This is a genomic window from Streptomyces sp. NPDC001941, assembly GCF_040296945.1.
GTDB lineage: Bacteria > Actinomycetota > Actinomycetes > Streptomycetales > Streptomycetaceae > Streptomyces.
The window spans coordinates 1-23,152 of the sequence record NZ_JBEOYE010000121.1 but is presented as its reverse complement, the minus strand read 5'-3'; the positions used below and the strand labels follow the sequence as shown (position 1 = coordinate 23,152).

21 protein-coding genes are annotated in these 23,152 nt (G+C 75.2%); 8 read left to right on the top strand and 13 right to left on the bottom strand.

Going from position 1 to position 23,152, the window contains the following annotated elements:
* Window positions 1–109: 109 nt before the first annotated feature.
* Complete coding sequence (locus ABT160_RS41845; RefSeq protein ID WP_351654246.1) at window positions 110–1,060, bottom strand: SCO0930 family lipoprotein; 951 nt, start codon at window positions 1,058–1,060, stop codon at window positions 110–112.
* A gap of 765 nt (window positions 1,061–1,825) precedes the next feature.
* Between ABT160_RS41845 and ABT160_RS41840 the strand changes: the two genes are divergently transcribed.
* The 3 genes from ABT160_RS41840 (at window position 1,826) to ABT160_RS41830 (ending at window position 3,567) form a co-directional block, all read left to right on the top strand.
* On the top strand, window positions 1,826–1,957 hold the full coding sequence (locus ABT160_RS41840) for a hypothetical protein (protein WP_351654244.1): 132 nt from the start codon (window positions 1,826–1,828) through the stop codon (window positions 1,955–1,957).
* A 48-nt stretch (window positions 1,958–2,005) separates the two neighbouring features.
* The gene (locus ABT160_RS41835; protein WP_351654242.1) at window positions 2,006–2,773 is read left to right on the top strand and encodes a bestrophin-like domain; all 768 of its coding nucleotides are present in this window, start codon (window positions 2,006–2,008) and stop codon (window positions 2,771–2,773) included.
* A gap of 254 nt (window positions 2,774–3,027) precedes the next feature.
* The gene (locus tag ABT160_RS41830; protein WP_351654240.1) at window positions 3,028–3,567 is read left to right on the top strand and encodes a hypothetical protein; all 540 of its coding nucleotides are present in this window, start codon (window positions 3,028–3,030) and stop codon (window positions 3,565–3,567) included.
* Window positions 3,568–3,667: 100 nt separating this feature from the next.
* Here ABT160_RS41830 and ABT160_RS41825 read toward each other — a convergent pair whose 3' ends face one another.
* Window positions 3,668–4,153, bottom strand: a complete 486-nt coding sequence (locus tag ABT160_RS41825) for a hypothetical protein (protein ID WP_351654238.1) — start codon at window positions 4,151–4,153, stop codon at window positions 3,668–3,670.
* A gap of 344 nt (window positions 4,154–4,497) precedes the next feature.
* On the opposite strand from ABT160_RS41825, the gene ABT160_RS41820 reads away from it, so the two are divergent.
* On the top strand, window positions 4,498–5,154 hold the full coding sequence (locus ABT160_RS41820; RefSeq protein WP_351654236.1) for a class F sortase: 657 nt from the start codon (window positions 4,498–4,500) through the stop codon (window positions 5,152–5,154).
* Window positions 5,155–5,358: 204 nt separating this feature from the next.
* On the opposite strand, the gene ABT160_RS41815 is transcribed toward ABT160_RS41820, so the two are convergent.
* Both ABT160_RS41815 and lysX read right to left on the bottom strand, forming a co-directional pair.
* On the bottom strand, window positions 5,359–6,207 hold the full coding sequence (locus ABT160_RS41815; RefSeq protein ID WP_351654234.1) for a polysaccharide deacetylase family protein: 849 nt from the start codon (window positions 6,205–6,207) through the stop codon (window positions 5,359–5,361).
* 113 nt (window positions 6,208–6,320) lie between these two features.
* Window positions 6,321–9,602: a bifunctional lysylphosphatidylglycerol synthetase/lysine--tRNA ligase LysX gene (gene lysX, locus ABT160_RS41810; protein ID WP_351654232.1), complete on the bottom strand. Its 3,282-nt coding sequence runs from the start codon at window positions 9,600–9,602 to the stop codon at window positions 6,321–6,323.
* Window positions 9,603–9,663: 61 nt separating this feature from the next.
* Between lysX and ABT160_RS41805 the strand changes: the two genes are divergently transcribed.
* A complete protein-coding gene (locus ABT160_RS41805; RefSeq protein WP_351654230.1) occupies window positions 9,664–10,125 on the top strand; it encodes a universal stress protein in 462 nt (153 codons plus the stop codon).
* A 122-nt stretch (window positions 10,126–10,247) separates the two neighbouring features.
* Here the strand turns inward: ABT160_RS41805 and ABT160_RS41800 are convergent, their stop codons facing one another.
* Window positions 10,248–11,414, bottom strand: a complete 1,167-nt coding sequence (locus ABT160_RS41800; protein ID WP_351654228.1) for a CapA family protein — start codon at window positions 11,412–11,414, stop codon at window positions 10,248–10,250.
* 432 nt (window positions 11,415–11,846) lie between these two features.
* Between ABT160_RS41800 and ABT160_RS41795 the strand changes: the two genes are divergently transcribed.
* The 3 genes from ABT160_RS41795 (at window position 11,847) to ABT160_RS41785 (ending at window position 13,717) form a co-directional block, all read left to right on the top strand.
* Window positions 11,847–12,377: a sigma-70 family RNA polymerase sigma factor gene (locus ABT160_RS41795; RefSeq protein ID WP_351654226.1), complete on the top strand. Its 531-nt coding sequence runs from the start codon at window positions 11,847–11,849 to the stop codon at window positions 12,375–12,377.
* Between the two features lie 106 nt (window positions 12,378–12,483).
* Window positions 12,484–12,897, top strand: a complete 414-nt coding sequence (locus ABT160_RS41790; RefSeq protein ID WP_351654224.1) for a PaaI family thioesterase — start codon at window positions 12,484–12,486, stop codon at window positions 12,895–12,897.
* A 304-nt stretch (window positions 12,898–13,201) separates the two neighbouring features.
* Window positions 13,202–13,717: a hypothetical protein gene (locus tag ABT160_RS41785; protein WP_351654222.1), complete on the top strand. Its 516-nt coding sequence runs from the start codon at window positions 13,202–13,204 to the stop codon at window positions 13,715–13,717.
* A 50-nt stretch (window positions 13,718–13,767) separates the two neighbouring features.
* Here ABT160_RS41785 and ABT160_RS41780 read toward each other — a convergent pair whose 3' ends face one another.
* The 8 genes from ABT160_RS41780 to ABT160_RS41745 form a co-directional block, all read right to left on the bottom strand.
* Window positions 13,768–14,976, bottom strand: coding sequence for a histidine kinase (locus ABT160_RS41780; protein ID WP_351654220.1), 1,209 nt, complete (start codon window positions 14,974–14,976; stop codon window positions 13,768–13,770).
* Window positions 14,973–16,706: a sodium/solute symporter gene (locus tag ABT160_RS41775; protein WP_351654218.1), complete on the bottom strand. Its 1,734-nt coding sequence runs from the start codon at window positions 16,704–16,706 to the stop codon at window positions 14,973–14,975. The genes ABT160_RS41780 and ABT160_RS41775 overlap by 4 nt, the downstream gene beginning before the upstream one ends.
* A 17-nt stretch (window positions 16,707–16,723) precedes the next feature.
* Window positions 16,724–17,140: a hypothetical protein gene (locus ABT160_RS41770; RefSeq protein ID WP_351654216.1), complete on the bottom strand. Its 417-nt coding sequence runs from the start codon at window positions 17,138–17,140 to the stop codon at window positions 16,724–16,726.
* A 55-nt stretch (window positions 17,141–17,195) separates the two neighbouring features.
* Entirely contained in the window at window positions 17,196–17,525 is a 330-nt protein-coding gene (locus ABT160_RS41765; RefSeq protein ID WP_351654215.1) for a hypothetical protein, read from the bottom strand.
* A 140-nt stretch (window positions 17,526–17,665) separates the two neighbouring features.
* Complete coding sequence (locus ABT160_RS41760; RefSeq protein WP_351654213.1) at window positions 17,666–18,445, bottom strand: LytR/AlgR family response regulator transcription factor; 780 nt, start codon at window positions 18,443–18,445, stop codon at window positions 17,666–17,668.
* Window positions 18,446–18,554: 109 nt separating this feature from the next.
* Window positions 18,555–19,415 (bottom strand): Fpg/Nei family DNA glycosylase, encoded by an 861-nt coding sequence (locus tag ABT160_RS41755; RefSeq protein WP_351654211.1) that lies wholly within the window; start codon window positions 19,413–19,415, stop codon window positions 18,555–18,557.
* A gap of 37 nt (window positions 19,416–19,452) precedes the next feature.
* Window positions 19,453–20,790 carry a wax ester/triacylglycerol synthase family O-acyltransferase gene (locus ABT160_RS41750; protein WP_351654209.1) on the bottom strand — a complete coding sequence of 446 codons (1,338 nt, stop codon included), beginning with the start codon at window positions 20,788–20,790 and terminating at the stop codon, window positions 19,453–19,455.
* Between the two features lie 183 nt (window positions 20,791–20,973).
* A complete protein-coding gene (locus tag ABT160_RS41745; protein WP_351654207.1) occupies window positions 20,974–23,037 on the bottom strand; it encodes a SpoIIE family protein phosphatase in 2,064 nt (687 codons plus the stop codon).
* Window positions 23,038–23,152 lie beyond the last annotated feature (115 nt).

The following is a 23,152-nucleotide window of genomic DNA, read 5'->3' as shown; positions in this document are numbered from 1 at the left end:
GGAGGGGACGCGTGGCGGCGGGCCCGTTCGCCCCGCTCGCGGGGCGGGCGGCCTCCCCGGGGTCTGCCGGAGGGCTGCCGGAGAGCTGCCAGGAGGGCGGTGCGGGTGCCTACTTGGGCGCCCCGACGAGCTTGCCCTGCGGCGACACGGCGTACCAAGTGCCTCCCACGCCCTGGCCGTTGGTGTCCCCGGGCGCGGCGTCGCCGGAGAAGGTGTAGAGCGGCCAGCAGTCGACGGCCTGCTGCTTGACGCCGTCGGGCCGGGCGAAGGTGACGTACCCCTTGAGGGTGATGCCCTTGGTGTCGTTCTTGGCGACCGGGGCGAGCGCCGGCCACTTCTCCAGGCAGGCGCCGGTGCAGGCGGACTTCATCGGCCAGGCCGAGTCCTTCTTGAAGCGGTAGACCGTCCTGCCCTCGCGGTTCACGATGATGTCGCCGAGTTCGGGGTCCTTGCGCACGGAGAGCCCGGCGAGGTCGGCCGGCTCCTTCTCCCCGGCGGCGGCGGCCGGGGCGGCCTTCTTGCCGTCGGGCGCGGCGGCGAACCAGGTGCCGCCGACCCCCTGCCCGTTGGCCTCCCCGGGCTTGGCGTCCTTGGCGTAGCGGTAGACGGGCCAGCCGCCGACGGTCAGCTGCCGGGTGCCGTCGGCCCGGGTGACCTCGCCGAGCAGCGCGGGGTCGGTGCCGGCCGCGGCGGTGGCGTCGCCGGCCGCGACGACCGGCCAGGTCGCGGCGCAGGCCCCGGCGCAGGTGGCCTTGGAGGGCTTGGCGCTGTCCTTGTCGAAGCGGTAGAGGGTGAAGCCCGCGCTGTCGGTGAGCACCCTGCCGAGCTGCGCGCTGTCGCGCACCGCGAGCTGCCCGGCGGGTTTCGCCGCGCTCTGCCCCGCCTGCGTGTCCGCGCCGTAGCCGTCGCCGTAGCCGCCGTCGGCGGGCGCCCCGGCCGGCGCCGCGCCGACGGCCGCCCCGGCGGGGGCCTGGCCGGCCTTGCCCTGGCCGCACCCCGTCGTCAGCGCGAGGACGGCGGCGGCGGTCAGCGCGAGCGAGGCGGTGCGCCAGTTGTTCATGTCAACTCCCGTATGATTGAAGCCAGTTGAGACGCGAGGTGCGCCTTCGATGGCCTTAGGTACGGGCGCGGGGCGGCCGGGTGTTCAACGGGTGCGGAAGTTTTTCCCGGCGGTACGGGTGCGGAAGTCCCCCCGGCGGTACGGGCGCGGGGCCCGACCACCCCGGCGAACTGCTGTTCCGGTCGCACACCGGAGCACGCTCCGCGGGGCGTGCGCCATGAATGCTTCGAATCCCCACCATCAGGCGAATCAGGAGCACTTCGCTCCTCCACAAGCGCTTGCCCTGATCATCCTCTACGCGTGCACGGATCACTCGTCCGGCGGTGTCTCGCGGCCACCGCCCTCTGCTTCCTGCTGGGCGCTCCGGCTGCCCCGCAGGCCTCCGCGGACGCCTGCGCGTACGCCTCGCCGGGTCCGGACGGGTCGGTCGTGGCCGTCTCCGGGACCGGCCACCACTGGTGCCCGCCGCCCCACAAGCCGCCGCCCTGTCCGACGCCCACGCCGACTCCCCCGACGAGCCCGCCGCCGGAGCCGACCCCGACCCCCACCCCGACGCCCACGCCTCGGCCCACACCGAAGCCGACGCCGACACCGGAGCCACCCGCCCCGCGCCCGAAGCCGACGCCCAAGCCCAAGCCCAAGCCGAAACCCGGGATGACTCCCCCGGCGACCCCCGCGCCCCGGCCCGCGCCGCCGCGCGCCGCGCCGCCCCCACCGACGAGCCCCGCGCCGACACCCACGCTCGGCCCGCCGCCGAAACGGCCGGTGGCCATCCCCACGTACCGCCCGCCGCGGCCCAGGAAGCGCGAGCACGGCACCTCGCTGGTGTCGATGACGCTGCTGCTGACCGCCCCGGCCGTGCTGGCCACCGCCGCCCTGCGCCCGCGCGGGCGCTGAGCCGCCCCGCCCCCGGCACGCCCGCCCCCACCCCGAAGTGAGGCCCCCTTGTCCGACTGGCTCGTCCTGACGATCGCGATGGCCGCCGCCTGCGCCGTCGTGCTCACCATCACCGTCCTGCACCACCGCCGGGTGCGCGAGGACGACGACCCCTCCCAGACCCCCGACGTCCTCGAGTACATGACGATGATGATCGGCGTGGTGTACGCGATCGTCCTCGGCCTGGCCATCGCGGGCGTGTGGGAGGCCCGCGGCGGCGCGCAGGAGACCGTGCGCCAGGAGGCGCAGGCCCTGCACGAGGTGCAGGCGCGTTCGGCCGTGTACCCGGCGGCCGTGCACGAGAAGATCACCGCCGACGTCGAGACGTACGTCAGCTGGGTGGTCGACCACGAGTGGCACTACATGGGCCAGCACGAGGAGCTCACCCCCAAGGGCGACGAGCTCCTGGAGCGGGTGCGCCGCTCGGTGACGGACTACCGGCCGGCCGACGACCACGAGGGGCAGGCCTACCAGCCGCTGGTGGACCAGGTGGCGGCGGCCGACGACGCGCGGCACGCGCGCGGCGAGAGCGCGGGCGCCACGATGCCCGGGGTGGTGTGGTTCGGCCTGATCGGCGGCGCGCTGGTGACGGTCGGGCTGATCTTCACGCTGCAGATCCGGCGCACCGGCCGGGAGCTGCTGCTGGCCGGTCTGTTCAGCGCCCTGATCGCGTTCCTGCTCTTCCTGATCTGGGACTTCGACGCGCCGTTCGGACGGGGCATCAGCGCCACCGCCGGGCCCTTCCACGACCTGTTCCCCGCCGTGACGGGAGGCTGACCGGGTGAGGCGGCGCTCCCGGCCGCGCCCCGTCCCGCCCCCGCCGCGGGCCGGGCGGCCGGGGCGCGGCCGGGAGCTGACCGTGCCTCAGCACTGCGCCGCACGGGGGACGCCGCTGCCCCATTCGCACGTCTGGGATCGCGGGTGTGGTAGGGCGCTCCTAGCGTTTCCGGCATCGAGGTGCATGTAGCGTCTTATCCGACTGTTGTGGACATCCGTTCCGCAGGTGCTCCTCGGGGACCCGGAGGTTCACCATGCGCGCGATACGTCCCGCGGCCGCCCTGCTCATGACGGCGGCCGCCGTCACCCTCTCCGCGTCCGCCGCCTCGGCGGCCGACGCGCCCAAGGACCAGCGGAAGGCGGCGGGCGGCACCTATCTGGTGACGCCGTCGACGGTCGCCGCGGGCGGGCGCGTCCAGCTGACCGCCCCCGGCTGCTCGGCCACCGCGACCGCGTCCTCGGGGATCTTCGACACGGTCACGATCCCACCCGGCGGCGCGGCCACGGCCACCGTCGACTGGGACGCCAAGAAGGGCGCCATGTACACGGTGTCCTTCACCTGCCCGGGCGGTACGTCGGGCACGGCCGAGGTCACGGTCGCGGGCGGCAGCGCCGCGCCGACGACCAGCTCCACCTCGGTCCCCGCCACCCCGCGCGGTGTGCGGGGCGGTCTGGGCGGCAGCGTCGGCGTCATGGACGCCGGTGAGCTCGCCGCCGGTACGGCCCTGGTGGTGGCCGCCGCCACCGGTGTCGTGTACGTGATGCGCCGCCGTACGGAGGGACGTCAGCACTGACGCCCCGCCGCACCGGCCCGCAGAACCCGGTCGCCCCGGGTCCCTCCTGGAGGGACCCGGGGCGACGGGCGTATCGGACGCGGCCGCGCGCCGCGGCCGGTCACACCTGCACGCCGGAGACGCGCCGGCGCCGGGCGAGGAAGAAGGTGCCGCCGACGGCCGCGGTGGCCACCAGGCCGCCGCCGACCGCCATCTCGGTGGAGGACGGGCCCATGGAGCCGCCCAGGCCGCCGTGCGCGCCCCGGCCGTCGAGCACCGTGAACTGGTGCGTGGCGACCATGGCGTTGTCGCTGCACTTGACGGCCAGGTTGTAGTGGCCGGGGGTGGCGTGGTCGTGGATGCGCGGGCTGGCGGTCGAGTGCCCCGAGGAGTTGACCGTCAGGCTGGTCTGCGCGAACGCGTTGGACGTGACGGTGCCGCCGTGGCCGCAGCCCTGCGCGGTGACCGTCAGCGTCGAGCCCTGGTGGACCGAGTAGGGGTTGACCGTGATGTTGCTCGGCCCGCTGGTGGCGAGGGCCAGCGGCGCGGACAGCCCGACGGCCGCGCAGGCGGTGGCGGCCACCGCGAGGGCGCGTGAAGCACGCATGGTTGAACCTCCAGTGGGAGGCGCCCCGGAGCGGCGCTCCGGGAGATTCGACGAGTACGCCTCCATGACGAACCCTCACGTGGCCCGCCGTTCCCCGCATGTCGGCCGTGGGCCCATCCGGTGGGACGACACGCCGTGCCGGGCGCCCGGGATCTGACGGAGCCGCAGGTCACGGACCGTCAGAAATTTTGTACGACCGATGACTCGGATGGGTCAGCCGGGCGCCGGGGGCCACCCGTTCGCCGCTGCCCTGTCGCCGCCGCCGTGGCGCCGACTTAGCGTGCTGTCAGGCGTCGCCCGGAGGGCGCCACGTGGTCGCCGAGAAGTCGCCGAGAAGGAGAGCCATGGGCCTGGATCACGGCCGCTCGCAGTCGTGGAGGCTGTCACCCTGGGGCCCGCTGGCCCTGGTCCTGCTGACGGGCCTCGCGATGATGCGCAACGGCGTGGACGTACCGCTCGGTCCCCCGCAGCCCGCCGCCGCGGCCGCGCCGGACGGCCGGGCCGACCCGGTGGCCGCCGCGCGCCCCGGCGGCGTGGAGCCGCTGGCGTACGCGCCGGCCTCGCGGGTGCGCATCGAGGCGCTGAAGGTGGACGCGCCCGTGGTGGACGTCGGCCTCGACCCGGACGGCTGGGTGGAGGCGCCGCCGCCGCAGGACGCCAACCTGGCGGGCTGGTACCAGAACGGCATCGCCCCGGGCCAGCGCGGCACCTCCGTGGTGGTGGGCCACGTCGACAACCAGGCGGGCCCGGCCGTCTTCTACGGGCTCGGCTCGCTGAAGAAGGGCCAGCACGTGGAGGTGACCCGCTACGACGGCCGGGTCGCGGTCTTCGAGGTGTACGGGGTGGAGGTGTTCTCCAAGCAGGACTTCCCCGGCGCCCGGGTCTACGGCGACACCGGACGGCCCGAGCTGCGGGTGATCACCTGCGGCGGGGGCTACACGCGGGCGGGCGGCTACGACGGCAACGTGGTGGTCTTCGCCCGCCTGGTGAGCACGCGCTGAGTACGTGCCGAGCGCGAACTGAGTGCGTGCCGAGCACGCGTCGCGTACGTCTCCGGTGCGTGCTGAGCACACGTCACGTACGTGTCCGGTACGTGCCGGACACGCATCGCGTACGCGTCCGGTGCGTGCCGGGCACGCGTCGACCGCGTGCCGCGTACGTGCCCGTGCCGGCGCGGGCCCCTCGCCCGGGGCCCGCGCCGCGCCTCAGCGCCGGGGCACCGTGATGTGGTAGCCCGAGTCGATCAGCTCCGGCAGGTAGCGGCGCAGGGCCGCGACGCTCTGCGAGCGGTTGCCGCCCGCGTCGTGCGAGAGGACCACGACGCCGGGGCCCGCGCCCTCCCGGACCCGGCGCACGATCGTGCCCGTGCCCGGCTCGGTCCAGTCGAGGGTGTCGACGGTCCAGCCCAGCGGCTCCATGCCCAGTTCGGCGCCGATCTCGAAGGAGTGCTTGTTCCACGCGCCGTACGGGGCCCGGTACCAGAGCGGGGCGCTGCCGACGCTCTTCTCGATGACCTCGCTGGTGGAGCCGAGTTCGTCGCGGATGCGCGAGGGCGCGAGCTTGGGGACGAGCGGGTGGGACCAGGAGTGGTTGCCGATCACGTGACCGTCGTCGGCCATCTCCCGCAGCAGGTCCCGGTTGTCGGTGGCCATCTCGCCGCAGACGAAGAACATCGCGCGCACCCCGTACTGGCGCAGGGTGCGCAGGACGTCGGGGGTGTAGCGGGGGTCGGGCCCGTCATCGAAGGTGAGCACCATCGTGCGGCCCGCTTCGGACATGCGCAGGAACGGCCGCTGGCGCACCGGCGGCAGGGCGCGCCTGAAGCGCGGCGGGGCGTACTCGGTCATGGGCTGGAGGCGGTAGGCCGAGGGCTTGAGCCGGGCGGCGGCGGCCTGCGGGCCGGGGGCGGGTCCGGCGGGGGCCGGGGCCTTGGCCCGGACCGGGGCGTCGGTGAGGCGGTCGGCGGCGAACAGTCCCACGGTGGCGGTCGCCCCGAGGGCCGCGGCGAGCCGGAGCACGTGGCGCCGCCTCGGGGGCATCTCATCCGTTTTCATGACTAACTGCTCGCACGGTGGAGCACCACCGGGCCTGAGCGACACCGGCCGGGGCGGCGAAAACACCCGATGAGCCGACACCGGGCGGCCGCACGGGCCGCCCGGCGGCCCGCTCAGGAGCGCCGCACCAGCGGGAACGGCAGCGTCTCGCGGATGGTGCGCCCGGTGAGGAACATGACCAGCCGGTCCACCCCGATGCCCAGGCCGCCGGTCGGCGGCATCGCGTACTCCAGGGCGTCCAGGAAGTCCTCGTCCAGCTCCATCGCCTCCGGGTCGCCGCCGGCGGCGAGCAGCGACTGGGCGGTCAGCCGCCTGCGCTGCTCCACGGGGTCGGTCAACTCCGAGTAAGCGGTGCCCAGTTCCGTACCGAAGGCGACCAGGTCCCAGCGCTCGGCGAGGCGCGGGTCGCGGCGGTGCTGGCGGGTCAGCGGGGAGACGTCGGTGGGGAAGTCCTTGTAGAAGGTGGGCAGCTCGGTGCGCTCCTCCACCAGCCGCTCGTACATCTCCAGGACGACGTCGCCGCGCGAGTTCTCCGGGGTGTGCGGCACGCCCGCGCGGTCGCACAGCCGGCGCAGCGCGTCCTCGCCGGTGTCGGCGTCGACCTCCTCGCCCAGCGCCTCGGAGACGGCCCCGTAGACGGTCTTGACCGGCCAGGCGCCGGAGATGTCGTACTCCTTGCCGTTCTTGCGGGCCAGCGGGGAGCCGAAGGCGGCGGTCGCGGCGCCCTGGATCAGCTCGCGCGTCAGGTCCAGCATCACGTCGTAGTCGGCGTACGCCTGGTAGGCCTCCAGCATCGTGAACTCGGGGTTGTGCTTGTAGCTCACGCCCTCGTTGCGGAAGGTGCGGCCCATCTCGAAGACCTTCTCCAGGCCGCCCACGCACAGCCGCTTCAGGTACAGCTCGGGCGCGATGCGCAGGTAGAGGTCGAGGTCGTAGGCGTTGATGTGGGTGGTGAAGGGCCGGGCGTTGGCGCCGCCGTGGATCTGCTGGAGCATCGGCGTCTCGACCTCCAGGTAGCCGCGCTCCAGCAGGCCCTGGCGCAGCGCCTGCACGGCGGTGGAGCGGGCCCGCACCACCTCGCGGGCGTCAGGGCTGGCGATCAGGTCGACGTACCGCTGGCGCACCTTCGCCTCGGGGTCGGACAGGCCGCGGCGCTTGTCGGGCAGCGGGCGCAGGCACTTGGCGACCAGCTGCCAGCCGGTCACGAAGAGCGTCAGCTCGCCCTTGTCACTGGTGCCGAGCGTGCCGGTGGCGGTGATCTGGTCGCCCAGGTCGAGGTCCCGGGTGAACCGCTCCAGCTCCTGCTTGCCCGCGCCGTCCCGGGTCAGCGCCAGCTGCCGGTCGCCGGACCAGTCGCGCAGGTCGGCGAAGACCACGCCGCCCAGGTCGCGCACGACCATGACGCGCCCGGCGACGGTGGCCTCCTCGCCCACCCGGTCGGCCGTCAGCGCCGCCAGGGTGCTGGTCCGCGCGGCGACGCCGACGGGGTACGGGTCGACGCCCTCGGCCCGCAGCCGCTCCAGCTTGCGGTGGCGCACCCGCACCTGCTCCGGCAGCCGCTCGGCGCCGCCCTCCCCCGCCGCGCAGGGGCCGGCCAGGCCGAGCGCGTCGATGGCGGGCAGGCCCTCGGTGGTGACGGGGCTGGTGACCGCTCCGCGCGGCGCGCGCCGCCCCTTGCCCCACAGCTTGCGCAGGCTGGGCACGGAGACGAAGCCCTCGGCGATGCCGGAGGCCAGGCCGACCCGGGCCAGCGAGCCGGCGTCGCCGAAGCACAGGAAGCGCGGGTACCACTCGGGCTGGTACTTCACGTTCGAGCGGTACAGCGCCTCCAGCTGCCACCACCGGGAGAAGAACAGCAGCAGCTTGCGCCAGACCCGCAGCACCGGTCCGGCGCCGATCCGGGCGCCCTCCTCGAAGGCGGAGCGGAAGACGGCGAAGTTCAGCGAGATCCGGCGCACCCCGAGCTTGGGGGCGTACGCGCAGAGCTCGGCGACCATGAACTCCATGACGCCGTTGGGCGCGCTGCGGTCGCGGCGCATCAGGTCCAGCGAGATGCCGTCCCTGCCCCAGGGCACGAACGACAGCAGGGCGATCAGCTTGCCGTCGCCGTCGAAGGCCTCCACCAGCAGGCAGTCGCCGTCCTCCGGGTCGCCGAGCCGGTCCAGGGCCATGGAGAAGCCCCGCTCGGTCTCGGTGTCGCGCCAGGCGTCGGCCTTGTCGACGATCCGCCGCATCTCCTCGTCGGTGAGGACGGAGTGGCGGCGGATCTTGGTGGTGGCACCGGTGCGCCGGACGCGGTTGACGGCCTGCCGGGTGACCCGCATGTCGCGGCCGTCCAGGTCGAACCGGGCCACCTGCAGGATCGCCTCGTCGCCCAGCTGGATCGCGCCCAGGCCGGACCGGGCGAAGACCTTGGCGCCGTCCTCGGAGGCGCCCATCACGGCGGGCGCCCAGGCGTAGCGCTTGGCGACGTCCAGCCAGGCCTCGATCGCGGGCGGCCAGGACTCCCGGTCGCCGACCGGGTCACCGCTGGCCAGGGCCACCCCGGCCTCGACGCGGTAGGTGACGGCGGCCTTGCCGTTGGGCGAGAAGACGACGGCCTTGTCGCGGCGGGTGGCGAAGTAGCCCAGCGAGTCCTGGGCGCCGTACGCGCCGAGCAGGGCCCGCAGCCGGGCCTCCTCGTCGCCGTGCAGCGCGGCCTCCAGGCGCTGCGAGCGGAAGAGCGTGGCGGCGGCGCTGAGCAGGGCGATCGCGCCGAACAGGCCGAGGAAGAAGAACAGCGGGCGTGGCGGGCGGCCGTCGAACTGGCCGACCGAGACCAGGCCGCCCAGCACCCGGTTGGCCGCCCAGAGCAGCCGCTGGTGCGCCACCAGCGTGCCGGGGAACAGCTCGACCAGTCCCCAGCCGGCCAGGATTCCCGCGCCGAGACCGCCCGCGAGGACGGCCAGGGCCCGCCACAGGGCGCCGCGCCGGGTCTCCGCGTAGAACTCGCCCCGGGCCAGGACCAGCGTGACCAGCGCGAGGACGCACAGCACGAAGTTGGGCAGCCAGATCCAGTCCCGGTCGAAGATCAGCAGCAGGACGTCGGCCAGGAACAGCAGCGACACGTAGGCGACGACCAGCCACCAGGCCGCCTTCTTGCGGGCCGCGACGGCGGCGCCGAGCAGCAGCAGGAAGACGGCGTACGCGAGGTTGGCGCTGACCGGGATGGTCACCCGGTCCAGGAACACCGCGACCGGCTTCAGGAGCAGCCGCAGCCCGGGCGACAGCGACAGCAGGACGCAGAAGAGCCCGATCGCGCCGAAGAAGAGCCCGAAGGCGTACGGCACCTGGCTCAGGAACCGCGGCAGGAACGGGGCGCGGGCAGGTGCGGGCTGTTCCACGCTGACACTCATGGCTCCGACTCTAAGGAGACCTCCTCGAGAACGCCTGTCGGGAACAACTAACCTCGTTCGAGTGACAGAGCAGCACTCCTCCCGGTTCGAGCGCGGCACGGACGGTCCGAAGGTGATCGTCGTGGGCGTCGACGGCTCCGACTCCTCCCTGCGCGCGGCGGCCTACGCGGGCGGCCTCGCCCGCCGCCAGAACGCCCTCCTCGCCATCGTCTACGTCCAGCCGGTGATGCCCGCGGGCGCCGCCATGGGCGCCCCGGTCGCGGACACCACCGGCGAGATCGCCGAGGAACTGGTGGCCGAGATCCGCCGGGCGGCCGAACGGGTCAAGGGGATATGGGAGGTGCGCTGGGAGTTCCACACCTTCCGGGGCGACCCCTACGCGGGCCTGGTGACGGCCGCGGACGAGCTGACGGCGGACGCGGTGGTGGTCGGCGCCTCGGAGTCGGCGGGCCACCGCATCATCGGCTCGGTGGCCGTGCGCCTGGTCAAGGCGGGCCGCTGGCCGGTGACGGTGGTGCCGTAGCCCTGTAGCCCCGTGCCCTGTACGGACGTACGGGAGCCGGGCTCGGGCGCGGGGCGCCGCGGGCAGGGTCCGGGCGCCCCGCCCGAGCGGGCCTCTCGTCGTGCGGCGGGGAGTCGGCCCGGTCAGCCGCCCTGGCGGAGGCCCTGGGCGGCGGCGCCCCGGCTCAGCACGACCTGGCGGACGTGGGCGCGGACCCGGGACGGGACCGCGCCGCCCACCCTGACCCGGCCGCTGTCGGTGTCGAACCACTGCGGGACGAACTCGGCCCTGGTGACCCGCCACGCCTGCCCGCGCTTCGCCGGCGGCGCGAAGGTGAAGCGGCCCAGGGAGCTCATGTTCCCCCGCTCGTCCCGCTGCCCCTCGTGGTTGAACATCTGCCCGGCGACCTGGTCGCCCATCCCGTAGATCACCCAGGAGCCGTTGACCTTCTGGTACGCCTGCGGCACGTGCGCGTGGGTGCCCAGGATCAGGTCGACGTCCGGGCGGCCCGCGGTCTTCGAGGCGGTCAGCCGCCTGGCCAGGGCCAGTTGGCGCTCGTCCGGCTCGTCCTGCCACTCGGTGCCCCAGTGCACGCTGACCACCACGACGTCGGCCCCGGCCCGGCGGGCGGCGCGGGCGTCGGCGACCATCCGCCCCTCGTCGATCAGGTTGACCGCCCAGGGGCGGCCCTTGGGCAGCGGGATGTCGTTGGTGCCGTAGGTGTAGGCCAGCTGGGCGACCTTGGCGGTGCCGCCGCGCAGCCAGGCCGGGCGGCGCGCCTCGGCGGCCGTGCGGGCCGAACCGGCGTGCTTGACGCCCGCCGCGTCCAGGGCGTCCAGGGTGCGGCGCAGTCCGGCGGAGCCGTCGTCCAGGGTGTGGTTGGAGGCGGTGGAGCAGGAGTCGTAGCCGGTGGCGCGCAGCGCGGCGGCGACCGAGGGCGGCGAGACGAAGGCCGGGTAGCCGGAGAACGGGCCGCCCGCCGGTCCGTACACCGTCTCCATGTGGCAGATGGCGATGTCGGCGGGGGCGACGACGGACCGGGCGCCCGCCAGCATCGGCCGGAAGTCGTGCCCGTCGCCGCCCGCGTCGGCCGCGGCCTGGCGGATGACCGAGGTGTGCGGCAGGACGTCCCCGGTGGCGACGAGGGTGAAGCCGCGCGCCGCCGCGGCGGGCCCGCCCGCGGAGGAGGGGGCCGGGCGCTCGACCGGGCGCTGCCCGGGAGTGGCCGGGCCTCCTTCGGCGGAGCAGCCGGTCGCGGTGAGCAGGGCGGCGGTCAGGGCCACCGCCGCCCGTCGGGTGCGCTGGGTCATCGCTGGGGCTCCGTGGGTCGGGGTGTGGGTCCGGGGTGGTGGATCCGGGCGTGCTGGATCCGGGCGTGGTGGATGCCCCCTGAATCCACCGCCCGGGCCGGGCCCGGTCAAGGGACGCCTCCGGACGAGCGCTCGATTTCGCCGGTTCGGCGGCGGCCCCGTCCGCCCTCCGGGGGGCCTCCGCCCGTACCGGCGTTCGGGGCGCGGGCGCGCGCGGGTGCGGGCCGCCGCGAGCCGGTGGAGTGCTTCCCGCACCCCCGCGGCGAGTGCGTCAGGGGGCGCGCGGGGCGCGGAACCCGACCGTTCGCCGCACCATTCGTCGCTCGTTGCGACCGCTCGCCGCATCTCGCGGTGTGGTGCCTGTCACTTCCCTTGCGAATGCGCTCGGATACGGCCACGCGGGGGTCGATCCGCGGGAAAGGGTGAGGACCGATGGCGACGGCGACCGTGACGACCGGCGAGGACGCTCTGGAGGCGCTGCAGCGCGAGCACGGGGCCGCCCTGCTGTCGTTCCTGCTCGGGCTGACGTACGGGGACCAGCAGCGCGCCGAGGACCTGGCGCAGGAGACGCTGGTGCGGGCCTGGCAGCACCCGGAGGCCTTCGACGGCCCGTACGACTCGATGCGGCCCTGGCTGTTCACGGTGGGGCGGCGCCTGGCGATCGACGCGCGGCGCTCCCGGCTGGCCCGCCCGGCGGAGATCGGCGACAGCGTGCTGGCCACCGCGGCCGACCCGGCGGACGCCACCGAGACGGCGGTGGCCGCCCTCGACGTGCGCGCCGCGGTGCGCGGCCTGAGCCCGGAGCACCGGGCGGTCCTGGTGCGGATCTACTTCCACGGGCAGACGGTCAGCGAGGCCGCCGCCGAGCTGGGCATACCGGCCGGCACGGTCAAGTCCCGCTCGCACTACGCCCTGCGGGCCCTGGGGCGCAGCCTGCCCGGGTACGCGACCTCCCGCGGCTGACCGCCCGTCACGCGTACGCACGCAGCTGACCGATCGTCACCCGCACCCGGCACAGGCCCTGTTCGGCGCCCTTGTGGGACCCCGGGCCGCGCCCCAGAATGATCCGGTGACCCTGCCTCTCGCCGACGCCGCCCAGCTGCTCCGCGACAACTTCGCACCCTGGGTGCTCGACCTCGCGCTCGGCGTCGAGCGCACCGGCGAGCGGGAGGCCGTGCTGCGGCTGCCCTGGTCGGACCGGCTGGCCCGGGAGGGCGGCGGGCTGTCAGGACAGGCGCTGATGGCCGCCGCCGACACGGCGGTGGTGGTCGCGGTGGCCTCCGCGCGCGGCGGGTTCGTGCCGATGACCACGGTCCAGCAGTCGATCACCTTCCAGCGGCCGGTGCTCGGCGCGGACGTGCTGGTGCACGCGGTGCTCACCAAGGTCGGCAAGCGGATGGCGTTCGCCGACGTGCGGATGACCGCGGAGGGCGACCAGGAACCGGCCGCGCACGCCACGGCGGTGTACGCGCTCCTGGGGTGATCCGGGGGCGCCCGGCGGGTCCGGGCCGCCCCGACGAGCCGCCGCCGCGCCCCACCGTCCCTCGCGCCCGCGCACCCCGCGCGGGCCTTCCGCACGGGGTGCGCGAGCCGGGTCCACGAGGGCGCACGATTCACGTGCGCCCCCGTGGCACCTTTCTTTCCCAGGCGTTGCGGTCCGAGGCTGAACGTATTCGAAACCACACCGTCCAGTTGAGCAAAGAGCGACCCATACCCGTGCCCGACAGTGGAGGCTCTTCGTCACAGAGTCCGACAGTGGACCTCCGGGAGAGGGAGAGGGTGGACCGGTGCGGCCCGAGAGAAGTAACGGCACCAGTGGAGGCGGACTCGCCGTCCCCATGGCGTGGCTGTGCGCCGAGTACACAGCCGACGAACTGCTGCGCACGGGCTGTCTGGTCGCCCCCGGGTCGCTGGAGTACCTCGCCGGACGCCGCACGCTGGCGCTCACGGTGTTCCTCTGCGACGCGACCGACGAGTCGGCCGGCGTGCGGGCCCTGGCCCGGCTGGAGGAGTGGCTGTCGCTGACGGCGTACGGCCACCCGTGGCAGGAGTGGGTGCGCGAGGAGCTGGCGGCCCGCGAGGCGGCCTGCCACGGCGGGGAGCCCGGCCCCGACCTGGCGCTCGCGCTGGAGGCCTGGCGCTGGCTCGGCTCGACCGAGCTGCTCGCCGCCGACCTGGGCGAGCCGGAGCCGTGGCCGCCCGCGCACCCGGCGTCGCTGGCCGTCGACGAGACGGCGCAGGTGTGGATGCCGGCCTGGAAGCTGGGGGTCCCGCTGGGGCACCTGTCGATCCACCTGTTCTGACCCCGCGTCCCCGGCCCGCCACTCGGGGCCGCCCCTCGCCCGGGCCCGGTTCAGCCCGTCGCGTCGCGGTGCACGCCCGCGCGGTACTTGGGGATCCGTACGGTGATCTTCATGCCCGCGCCGACCCCGGTCTCGACGACGAGCCCGTGGTCGTCCCCGTACGCCTGGCGCAGCCGCTCGTCGACGTTGGACAGGCCGATCCCGGAGCCCTCGCGGCGCTCCCCCGACAGGATCCGCCGCAGGGCGGCGGGGTCCATGCCCACCCCGTCGTCCTCGATGGTGACGACGGCCTCGGACCCGGCGTCGCGCGCGGCGATGGTGACCCGGCACTCGGTGCGGGAGTCCTCCAGACCGTGCTTGACGGCGTTCTCCACCAGCGGCTGCAGGCACAGGAACGGCAGGGTCACCGGCAGTACCTCGGGCGCGATCTGGAGGGTGACCTTGAGCCGGTCGCCGAACCGGGCGCCGGCCAGGGCCAGGTACTGCTCGATGGAGCGCAACTCGTCGGCGAGGTGCGTGAAGTCGCCGTGGCGGCGGAACGAGTAGCGGGTGAAGTCGGCGAACTCCAGGAGGAGTTCACGGGCCCGCTCGGGGTCGGTGCGCACGAACGAGGCGATCGCGGCGAGCGAGTTGAAGATGAAGTGCGGGGAGATCTGGGCGCGCAGCGCGCGGATCTCGGCCTCGATCAACCGGGTGCGGGACCGGTCCAGTTCGGCGAGCTCCAGCTGTACGGAGACCCAGCGGGCGACCTCGGTGGCGGCCCGCACCAGCACCGCCGACTCCTGCGAGCCGTACGCCACGAGCGCGCCCAGCACGCCGTCCTCGCCGGTCAGCGGGGCGACCACGGCCCAGCGCAGCGGGCACTTCAGGTCGTCGCAGGCGGTGCGCACGCTCAGGCCGCGCCCGGACTCCAGCATCTCGGCGACCCGCAGCAGGACCGGCTCCTCGTGGTGGTCCAGGCCGGGGCCGTCCCAGGCGAGCACCTTCTCGCGGTCGGTCAGGCACAGCGCCTCGGTGCCCAGCAGGGAGCGCAGCCTGCGGGCGGCCTTGCGGGCGGTGTCCTCGGTCAGCCCGGCCCGCAGCGGCGGCGCGGCCAGCGAGGCGGTGTGCAGGGTGTGGAAGGTGGCGCGCTCCACGGGGGTGCCGAGGTCCAGGTCGCGGCGGGCGCCCCGGCGGCCGGTGAGCCGGCCCAGGGCGTACCCGGCGACGAGCAGCACGGCGCCCGCGGCGCCGAGCGCGGCGAGTCCCGTGCCGGTCACCGCCGCGCCCCTTCCGGCCGCGCCGCGCCGACCAGGTCCTCGGGCAGGTGGAGCCGGGCCAGGATCGCGGGGGTCCCGGCGGGCACGTGGTGGGGCGTGGCCAGGGAGACGAGCACCATGGTGAGGAAGCCCAGCGGCACCGACCAGGCCGCGGGCCAGGCCATCAGGGCGTGCGGCCAGCCCCCGGGGGCGAGCCCGGCCCGGGTGAGCATCACGGCGGCCAGCGCGCTGCCGCCGCCGACCACGAGTCCGGCCATCGCGCCGGGCGGGGTGAGGCGGCGCCACCAGATGCCGAGGACGAGCAGCGGGCAGAAGGAGGAGGCGGAGACGGCGAAGGCGAGGCCCACCGCGTCGGCGACCGGCACGTTGCTGGCGACCAGGCTGACCGCGAGCGGCACGGCCATGGCGAGGGCGGTGGCGAGCCGGAAGTGGCGCACGCCCCGGGTGGGCAGCACGTCCTGGGTGAGCACTCCGGCGACGGACATGGTCAGCCCGGAGGCGGTGGACAGGAACGCGGCGAAGGCGCCGCCCGCGAGCAGCGCGCCCAGCAGGTCGCCGCCGAGCCCGCCGACGAGGCGTTCGGGCAGCACCAGGACGGCGGCGTCGGCCTCGCCGGTCAGGGCGAGTTCGGGCGCGTAGATCCGGCCGAGGGCGCCGTAGACGGGCGGCAGCAGGTAGAAGGCGCCGATCAGGCCGAGCACGACGAGGGTGGTGCGGCGGGCGGCGCGGCCGTGCGGGCTGGTGTAGAAGCGCACGGCGACGTGCGGCAGTCCCATGGTGCCCAGGAAGGTCGCCAGGATCAGCCCGTACGTGGCGTACAGCTGGTAGCCGTCGCGGCCCCCGGCCAGGGGCTGGGACCAGCCGGCCGGGTCGGTACCGCGGGCGGCGCGCTCGGGGACGGGCGCGCCCGCGGGCAGGCCGAGTTCGGTGCCCGCGGTGACCTGGTGGGTGCCCCGCTGGAGGGTGAGGCGGGCGTGGTCGTGGCGGCGTCCGTCGACGGTGCCGGTGACGGTGAGCGCCAGGGGCCGCTCCAGGTCGATCCGTACGGTGTCGTGGACCTTGACCACGCGGTGCTCGCGCAGCACGGCGGGGGCGTCGAAGCGGGCCCGCGGGGCGTCGTCGCCGAGCCAGGCGAGCACCAGGAACAGGGCGGGCACCAGCAGGGCGGTGAGCTTGAGCCAGTACTGGAAGGCCTGGACGAAGGTGATGCTGCGCATGCCCCCGGCGGCGACCGCGCCGGTGACGACGACGGCGACGACGAGGCCGCCGACCCAGTCCGGCGCCCCGGTCATGATCTCCAGGGTGAGTCCGGCGCCCTGGAGCTGGGGCAGCAGGTAGAGCCAGCCGATGCCGAGGACGAACAGGCTGGCCAGCCGGCGCACCCGGGGCGACTGGAGGCGGGCCTCGGCGAAGTCGGGCAGCGTGTAGGCGCCGGAGCGGCGCAGCGGGGCGGCGACGAGGACGAGCAGCACCAGGTAGCCGGCGGTGTAGCCGACGGGGTACCAGAGCATGTCGGGACCCTGGAGCAGGACGAGCCCGGCGATGCCGAGGAAGGAGGCGGCGGAGAGGTACTCGCCGCTGATGGCGGCGGCGTTGAGGCCGGGCTTGACGGTGCGCGAGGCGACGTAGAAGTCGGACGTGGTGCGCGAGATGCGCAGCCCGAGGGCGCCGATGAGGACGGTGGCGAGGACGACGACGGTGACGGCGGCGACCGCGTAGGTCTGGTTCACTCCCGGTCCACCGCGGCTCAGCGGCCTTCCACGAGGCCGGTGAAGTCGCGTTCGTTGCGCTCGGCGCGGCGCACGTACCAGCGGGCGGTCAGCCACATGACCGGGTAGACCGCGACGCCGAGGGCGCCCCACACCAGCGGGGTGGGCGAGAGGGTGCCGCGGCCGACGGCGGAGGGCAGCGCGAAGAGCAGCGGCAGGGTGCCCACGAGCAGGGCCAGGACGGCGAGCGCGGTGAGCGCCGCGCGCAGCTGGCTGCGCATCAGGGACCGCACGTAGGTGGCGCCCAGGGTGGTCTGCTCGTCGATCTCGGAGCGGGCGGGCGCGTGCCCGGGGGTGCGCCGGGCCGGGCGGGGCACGCCGGTGACGGTCTCCCGGCGCGGGCGGTCCTGGCGCTCGCCGGGCGGGCCGCGGCGGTCGTCCTCGCGTGCGGGCATCGGCGCCCCTTTCTGCGCGTGCGGCCGCGGGTGCCCGGAGTCTACGCAGCGGCGATCAGCGGGGGTAGGCTCCCCCGTCGGACTTGCCGGTCTTGTCCGTGAAGTCGGGGAGCGTCCCGGGGTCCGCGAACTCGGTGAAGTCTGCGAGCGCGATCTCCAGCTCCACGTAGGACTGTTCGGCCCGCCGGAAGGCGGCGGCGAGCGCGGCCTCCGCCCGGGGTCCGACCAGGCCGTGGGCGCAACTGCCGATCTCGTCCAGGACGTCCGCCCAGCGCGCGGCAGCGCTCTTGGCCGCGTCCAGCAGGTCGTGCACGCCGCCCGGACCGGCGGGCGGGCGCGCCGGGAGCCTGCGGAGCGCGTCCAGCAGCGCTTCGATCTCGGACATCACGCTCCCCCTCCGGTACGGGAACGAGCGTAGGCGCGGCCGTGGGGCGGGCACGTCCGGCGCGTCCCGCCCGTCGCCGTACGGCGGACGGGAGGCGGCGAACGGCGCGGGCGGTGCGCCGAACGGTCGTGTCCCCCGGGTCAGTTGCGTGAGCGGCGCATCAGCAGGTCCCGCAGTTCACGGGCGTGGCGGCGGCTTACGGCGAGTTCGGCGCGGCCGACCCGGACGGTGGTGGCGCCGCCGTCCAGGCGCAGTTCGTCGATGCGGGCGAGGGCGACCAGGTGGCTGCGGTGTATGCGGACGAAGCCGCGGGGGCCCCAGCGCTCCTCCAGGGTGGACAGCGGGATGCGCACCAGGTGGCTGCCGTCGTCGGTGTGCAGCCGGGCGTAGTCGCCCTGGGCCTCGACGTAGGCGATGTCGCCGACGGCCACGAAGCGGGTGACGCCGCCCAGTTCGACCGGGATCTGCTCGGCGGTGCCGAGCGCGGGGGGCGGGGCGGGGGCCGCGGGGGCGGTCGGGACGGCGGGGGCTCCGACCAGTTCGCCGACCCGGCGCACGGCCTCGGCGAGGCGCTCCTCGCGCACCGGCTTGAGGACGTAGTCGACGGCCTTGAGGTCGAAGGCCTGGACGGCGAAGCCCTCGTGGGCGGTGACGAACACGATGAGCGGCGGGCGGGCGAACCCGGCGAGCAGCCTGGCCACGTCGAGTCCGGTGAGCCCGGCCATGTGGATGTCGAGGAACACCACGTCGACGGCGTCGTCCCCGTCGGGCCCGGCGTCCAGCGCGCGGCCGATGCGGCGCAGCGCCTCGGTGGCGTCGCCCGCGCCCTCGGCGGTGCGCACCCGGGGGTCGCGCCGCAGCAGGTAGAGCAGTTCCGCCAGGGCGGGTTCCTCGTCGTCGACGGCCAGTACGCGCAGCATGCCGGGCAGTGTAGGCGGGCCCCGCGCTCCGGACCACGGCCCCCGGGGGGCGGCCGGCACGGGAACGGCACGGGCGCGGGGCGGCACGGGAACGGCACGGGCGCGGGCGCTACTTCAGCAGCCGCGACATCCGGCGGTCGGCCAGCGGCTTGCCTCCGGTCTGGCAGGTGGGGCAGTACTGGAGCGAGGAGTCGCGGTAGGACACCTCGCGCACGGTGTCGCCGCAGACCGGACAGGGCTGCCCGGCGCGCCCGTGCACCCGCAGGCCGGTCTTCTTCTCGGCCTTGAGGTCGCGGGCGGCCAGCCCCTGGGAGCGGGCGACCGCTTCGGTGAGGGTGTCGCGCATCGCGTGGTGGAGGAGGGTGACCTCGTCGTCGGTGAGGTTCTGGACGGGCTTGAAGGGCGACATCCGGGCCGCGTGCAGGATCTCGTCACTGTAGGCGTTGCCGATCCCGGCGATCAGGCTCTGGTCCCGCAGCGCCCCCTTCAACTGGCGCCGCTCCCCGGCCAGCAGCGCGGCGAACGCCGCGCGGTCGAAGTCCGGCGCGAGCGGGTCGGGCCCGAGCCGGGCGACGCCGGGCACCTCGGCCGGGTCGTGGACGAGGTGCACGGCGAGCCGCTTGGTGGTGCCCGCCTCGGTGAGGTCGAAGCCCTCGCCGGTGATCAGGGCGCAGCGCAGCGCGAGGGGGCCCTTGCCGGGGCGCGGGGCGCCCGAGGGCAGGACGTCGTACCAGCGCAGCCAGCCCGCCCGGGCGAGGTGGAAGAGCAGGTGCAGGCCGCCCGCGCCGAGGTCGAGGAACTTGCCGTGCCGGGCGACGGATTCGACGGTGGCGCCCTGCAGCGCGGTGAGCGGCGGGTCGTACGTCTTCAGCACGCTCACCGCGACGGGCAGGACGCGGGCGATCTCCCTGCCGGTCAGGTGCTCGTCGAGGAACACCCGCAGGGCTTCGACCTCGGGCAGCTCGGGCATGCCCCCAGCCTGCCGCACGGACGGGCGGGCCGCGCGTTCACGTGGTGCGGGCGAGCAGTTCGGCCAGCTCCCGGCCCATGCACCCGGCGAGCAGGTCGGCGTCGGGGACGGCCGCGCCGTCGGCGACGACGCCGAGGTGGACCCGGCCGCCGTACGGGGACATGGCGACGGCCAGCGCCTGGCCGCGGGCGAGCGGGGCCAGCGGGTAGACGGCCCGCAGCGGGCTGCCGCCCAGGGAGAGGGCCGAGCGGGGCAGCGGCACGCTGGTGACCAGCACGTCGAAGAGCATGCGGGCCGCGCTGCCCGCCAGTGGGGCACCGAACTTGTGGGCGAGCGGCGGCAGTTGGTCGGCCAGCAGGGCGACCGCCCCGGCCCCGCGCGAGGGGCCCGCCGCCTTGTTGCGGTCCATGCCGGAGCGCACCGCCGCCAGCCGGGCGAGCGGGTCGGCCTCGGCGACCGGCAGGCCGAGCAGGTACGCGGAGAGGCGGTTGCCGGTGTCGGGGGCGCCGCCCGGCCGGCGCCGGGACACGGGGACGAGGGCGCGCGGCTCGGCCCCGGGCAGCGGCTCGCCGCGCTCCAGGATCCAGCGGCGCAGGGCCCCGGCGACGACGGCGAGGAGCACGTCGTTGGCGGTGCCCCCGACGGCCCTGCGGACCCGGCGCACCTCGTCCAGGTCCAGGTCGGCGGTGGCCAGCCGGCGTGTCCCGCTGGGCGCGGCGGCCAGGCAGGCGGCGGCGCCGCGCGGGTCGAGGCGCCCGGCGGTGGCGCGTACGACGGAGGCGCCGACGCCGACGGCCTGGCCGAACTCCTCCAGGCGATCGCGCGCCGCCCCGGCGATCTGGCGCGGGCCGGGCAGCCAGGAGCGGGGCGGCACGGTCCGGGTGCGGCGGGGCGCCGCGGCCGGGCCGCCGATCTGGTCGAAGATCCCGGCGCCGATGGCGACGGCGCGCAGCCCGTCGGCGAGGGCGTGGTGCAGCTTGACCAGGACGGCGAACGGGCCGCCGGGCCGCCCGGTGAGCAGGTACATCTCCCAGGGCGGCAGGCCCCGGGCGAGCGGGCGCTCCATCAACTCCCCGGCCATCCTGGCGGCGCCCGCGGCGAAGTCGGCGTCGGGCACGGCGAGTCGGCGCACGTGCCGGTGCACGTCGAAGGAGCGGTCGGTGGTCCACGCGGCGCCGCCGACCGGCAGCCACACGTCCCGTACGCACATCCGCAGCCGGGGGACGGCGGCGGCGCGCTCGGCGAGCAGGGCGAGCACGTCCCGGTCGGGGCCGCCGGGCCCGAAGAGCGCGAGTGCGCCCAGGTGCATGGGGTGGCCGGTGGTTTCCAGGTGCCAGAAGGCGAGGTCGAGCGGTGCCAGGAGCTCGGTGGCCAAGGGGTCCTCACGACGTCGGAGGTGGGGTGTGTCCGCGTGCGGACGGACACGGGAAAAGGTAGTGAACCGCCTTCGGTCGGTTACGGTCAAGTACGATCAGTTAACGCACTGTTACGGAACGGTACTCCTGATCGTCGTACCGCCCCGGGAGCCCGCCCCGGGGTCCTGACGTGCCGTACCGCTCTACCGGTCCGGGATGACGAACTCGCACCACACGCACTTGCCGCCGCCGCGCGGCTCCACGCCCCACGCGTCCGCGAGCCGCTCCACCAGCAGCAGCCCCCGCCCCGACACCCCCGCGTCCCCCGCCTCGCGGCGGCGCGGCAGGGCGCTGGAGCGGTCCTCCACCTCGGCCCGCAGCCGCCGCCCGGTCCCGGCCAGCACCCGTACGGTGACGATGGCGCCGCCGTCGGTGTGCATCAGCGCGTTGGTCACCAGCTCGTCGGCGACCAGCTCGATCTCGTCCGCCCGCTCCCCCGCGCCCCAGGCCCGCACCGCCGCCCGGATCAGGTGCCGGGCCGCGCGCAGCGCCTCGGGGTCGTTCTGCGCCACGTGCTGGCGCAGCCGGCCGCCCGGGCGCGGGGCGTGCGCGCCGTGGCGGCGCAGCAGCAGGATCGCCACGTCGTCGTCGCCGCCCCGCTCGTCCACCACCTCGCAGAGCCGGTCGGCGAGGAGCTGGAGGTCGGCGGGCCCGGTGGCGACCAGGCCGGTGAGCCAGCGCATCCCGTCGTCCAGGTCGGCGCCGGGCCGCTCGATCAGGCCGTCGGTGCACAGCAGCAGCGTCTGCCCCGGGTCCAGCTCCAGCGTGCTCACCGGGTACTCCAGCCGCCCGAACTCGGCCGACAGGCCCAGCGGGAGCCCGCCCTCGACCGCCACCCTGTGACAGCTGCCGTCCGCCGCGCGCAGCAGCGGGTCCACGTGCCCGGCCCGGACCATCTGCACGACCCCGGTGGTGAGGTCGGCCTCGGCGTACGTGCAGGTGGCGAAGCGCTCGGTGTCCAGCTCGTGCAGGAACACCGAGGCGCGGGCCATCACGGTGGCGGGCGGGTGCCCCTCGGCGGCGTAGGCGCGCAGCACGATGCGCAGCTGGCCCATGACGGCGGCGGCGTGGGTGTCGTGGCCCTGGACGTCGCCGATGACCGCGCCGACCCGGCCGCCGGGCAGGGGGATCACGTCGTACCAGTCGCCGCCCACGTCACGGCCCTGCCGGGCGGAGCGGTAGCGCACCGCGATCCGCGCGCCCGGCACGTCGGGGATGCGGCGCGGCAGCATGGCCTGCTGGAGGCCCTCGGCGAGGTCGTGCTCCTGCTCGTAGAGGATGGCGCGCTGGATGGACTGGGCGATGCTGCTGCTCAGCGCCACCAGCAGGTTGCGCTCCTCGGGCGGGAAGCCGTTCTTGCCGCTGTAGAGGAGCCCGAGCGCGCCGATCGGCCGGCCCTGCGCGATCAGGGGCAGGTAGGCGGCCGAGGTGATGCCGAGCGTGCTGATGTGCGGCCACAGCCGGGGGTAGGAGGCGGCGAAGTCGGCGGGCGACTCGATGAAGCGCGGCCCGAGGGTGCGGATGACCTCGCTCATCGGGTACTGCTCGTCCACCCGCGTGTACCGGGTGCCGGGGACGAAGGACTCCTCGGGGCCGTCGGCGACCAGGTGGATGCGGCCCGCCTCCAGCAGGCCCATGACCAGGCTGGTGGCGCCCAGGTGCGCCATGCCGTGCGACTCCTTCAGGACGTCGGTGACGTCCTTGACGGTGCAGGCGTGGGCGAGCGCGGCGGTGGTGGACTCCACCACGCTGGTCTGCCGGCGCCGTTCGTCGTCCAGCTCCACCCGGGCGGCCGACTCGGCGAGCTCCTGGGTGGCGTCGCGGACGATGCCGATGACGCGGCGCGGCCGGCCGCTGCCGTCGCGCCGGATGGAGCCCTGGGTGTGGGTCCAGCGCAGGCTGCCGTCGGGCCGGCGGATCCGGAAGTAGGCGCCGTAGTGGGTGCTGCCGCTCTTCAGCGCCTGGGACACCATGGCGTCCAGCCGCATCGCCTCGGCGCGCGGCACGTTGGCGGCCAGCGTCTCGGGCCTGCCGTCGTACTCCTCCGCGCTGATCTCCAGCACGTCCAGGGCGTGCTGGTCGAGGTGGAGCAGCCCGTTGTCCAGGTCCCAGTCGAAGCTGCCCATGTGGTTGAGGGACAGGCTCAGATCCGGGTGGGCCGGCCAGTCGTCGGGGAGCGACAGGGGCCCCTGTGCCCGCTCAGCCATGCAGCCACTCTGCCATCACTAGGGGGATTGTTCGACTGCTCGGTGTCCGGCCGTCCGGGGCCGCGCCGGGCCGGGGCCCGCCCGGCCCGGCACAGCCCACCAAAGTGAGATACGA

Excerpts from the sequence above, each read along its gene's own strand:
- ABT160_RS41755 (WP_351654211.1), bottom strand. The coding sequence starts at position 19,415 with ATGCCCGAGCTGCCCGAGGTCGAAGCCCTGCGGGTGTTCCTCGACGAG.
- ABT160_RS41820 (WP_351654236.1), top strand. The coding sequence starts at position 4,498 with ATGGGCCTGGATCACGGCCGCTCGCAGTCGTGGAGGCTGTCACCCTGG.
- ABT160_RS41770 (WP_351654216.1), bottom strand. The coding sequence starts at position 17,140 with ATGCCCGCACGCGAGGACGACCGCCGCGGCCCGCCCGGCGAGCGCCAG.
- ABT160_RS41795 (WP_351654226.1), top strand. The coding sequence starts at position 11,847 with ATGGCGACGGCGACCGTGACGACCGGCGAGGACGCTCTGGAGGCGCTG.
- ABT160_RS41745 (WP_351654207.1), bottom strand. The coding sequence starts at position 23,037 with ATGGCTGAGCGGGCACAGGGGCCCCTGTCGCTCCCCGACGACTGGCCG.
- ABT160_RS41815 (WP_351654234.1), bottom strand. The coding sequence starts at position 6,207 with ATGAAAACGGATGAGATGCCCCCGAGGCGGCGCCACGTGCTCCGGCTC.
- ABT160_RS41845 (WP_351654246.1), bottom strand. The coding sequence starts at position 1,060 with ATGAACAACTGGCGCACCGCCTCGCTCGCGCTGACCGCCGCCGCCGTC.
- ABT160_RS41825 (WP_351654238.1), bottom strand. The coding sequence starts at position 4,153 with ATGCGTGCTTCACGCGCCCTCGCGGTGGCCGCCACCGCCTGCGCGGCC.
- lysX (WP_351654232.1), bottom strand. The coding sequence starts at position 9,602 with ATGAGTGTCAGCGTGGAACAGCCCGCACCTGCCCGCGCCCCGTTCCTG.
- ABT160_RS41760 (WP_351654213.1), bottom strand. The coding sequence starts at position 18,445 with ATGCTGCGCGTACTGGCCGTCGACGACGAGGAACCCGCCCTGGCGGAA.
- ABT160_RS41765 (WP_351654215.1), bottom strand. The coding sequence starts at position 17,525 with ATGTCCGAGATCGAAGCGCTGCTGGACGCGCTCCGCAGGCTCCCGGCG.
- ABT160_RS41830 (WP_351654240.1), top strand. The coding sequence starts at position 3,028 with ATGCGCGCGATACGTCCCGCGGCCGCCCTGCTCATGACGGCGGCCGCC.
- ABT160_RS41800 (WP_351654228.1), bottom strand. The coding sequence starts at position 11,414 with ATGACCCAGCGCACCCGACGGGCGGCGGTGGCCCTGACCGCCGCCCTG.